Origin of the sequence: Synechococcus sp. R55.7 (assembly GCF_047461955.1) — a bacterium.
Classification (GTDB): domain Bacteria; phylum Cyanobacteriota; class Cyanobacteriia; order Thermostichales; family Thermostichaceae; genus Thermostichus.
The window spans coordinates 1-1,520 of record NZ_JANSIC010000127.1 but is presented as its reverse complement, the minus strand read 5'-3'; the positions used below and the strand labels follow the sequence as shown (position 1 = coordinate 1,520).

Annotated in this window: 2 protein-coding genes; both read right to left on the bottom strand. The window is 58.2% G+C overall.

What is annotated here, in order from left to right; all coding sequences use genetic code 11:
• Positions 1–897 carry a sulfatase-like hydrolase/transferase gene (locus NW820_RS08045; RefSeq protein ID WP_414407188.1) on the bottom strand — a complete coding sequence of 299 codons (897 nt, stop codon included), beginning with the start codon at positions 895–897 and terminating at the stop codon, positions 1–3.
• The gene (locus NW820_RS08040; protein ID WP_238376922.1) at positions 885–1,325 is read right to left on the bottom strand and encodes a hypothetical protein; all 441 of its coding nucleotides are present in this window, start codon (positions 1,323–1,325) and stop codon (positions 885–887) included. Before NW820_RS08040 ends, NW820_RS08045 begins: the two co-directional genes overlap by 13 nt.
• Between the last annotated feature and the right edge of the window lie 195 nt (positions 1,326–1,520).

Sequence of the window (1,520 nt, the reverse complement as noted above, 5' to 3'; positions counted from 1 at the left end):
CTAGCGAATCTTGCCCTCGATAAAAGGCACCTCCAGCACTTTTTCGTGGTGGATAGGGCCGTGGCCGAAGTAGCCTCCCTCCCCAAACAGTTCGCCGTGATCGGCTGTAACCGTGATGTAGGTGTTTTTGGGAACCAGGTCGAACAGCTGTTCAAAGATCCCATCCAGGTAGCGCACCGCCTGGATCTGTCGCTGCCGCAGCTCTTCCAACTGGGCCGAATTGAAAAAGGGGATCCCGTCCTCTTCTCCTTCATCCAGCCGCTTCAACACCCCATTCACCCCCGAGATGCGGGGCCACAAGCTGGGATCCTCATCGGGCAGCGCGTAGGGATAGTGAGTTTCGCCCACGTTTAACAGGTAAAAGCTGGGGCGATCCGGCTCGAAGCGCAACTGTTCCACCATGGCCGCCATATCGTTGTGCTGGGGCATGAGGCGGTAGGAATCGAAATCCCGATTCAGCAGCGTGCTGGGGTTGAGCACCGGCATGGAGACCATGGCGTGGGTGGTGTAGCCCAGTTGATGCTTCAGCAGCGTCGGCAAATAGAGATGAGGCAGCAGATGCTTGAACTCAATGGGTTGCCGGGTGCCGAGCCGCTCGTTGTAGCGCAGATAATCTTGCTTGTAGTGCTCGGACGCAAAAACGTGGATGGGGCTGGTGTGGGGCAGCAGGCCCATGAGCAGGTTGTAATGGGCAGGGGCCGTCCAGGAAGCGTAGCTCCAGCGCTTTTCCAGAGGGCCCAACTTCAGCAAGTGCTTGGGGTTGGCCGCCAGCAGGCTGTCGAAGCGGCAACTGTCTAGGACGATGAGCAGATAGTTGTTCTGTCCCCGCGGTTCAGGGCGGGGGTCGGGCTCAGACGCAGGAGCGGCAGACGATTTCCACCAGTTTAGGAATCCCATCCTTCCTCCTCCTCGTCGGCGTAGGGCCGCTGGACAATCCGCCAGTTGGGAGCTGCTGCCGCATCGTCGTCCTCAGGAGCGGGATCGCGAATGCGTTCCGGCGGGATATTGGAATAGGAATAGCGGCCTGCTTGGGGATCCGGCTCGTACTCCGGCAGATCTTGGGGCAAATAGTGGTCGGGGGGAATCAGCTGGGCTTCCAAAAAGCGAACTCGGTCGCTCAACTGAGTTAACTTACGGATTGCCTGTCGCTGGAACACCCGGTCGTGCAATCGCCAGGAGCCTACATACAAAAATCCCAGCCCCATCCCTGCCCCATAAGAGGCCAATAGCACCAACGATAGAGGAAGCGGGGATCCCGATTGCCCACCCACCACAACCCTTGCCGGGGATCCCCAGTTTTGGATGAGGAGAACGAGCAGGCTCAAGATCCACAAGCCCAGGAGTATGAAGCGAAGGTTTCTGATCGCGTTAGCGGGACGAAATTCTTGCATGGCCTCAACCCTACCCTTTATTAGGCTACCATTCTTCCCTTTCTCCACTGGCCTGGCAGCAAAGACGCTGGAAGCTCAAGCGGAGTTGTTCTCAACAGCCATTAGCCCTCTCCCTAAGGCGCGCTTCAG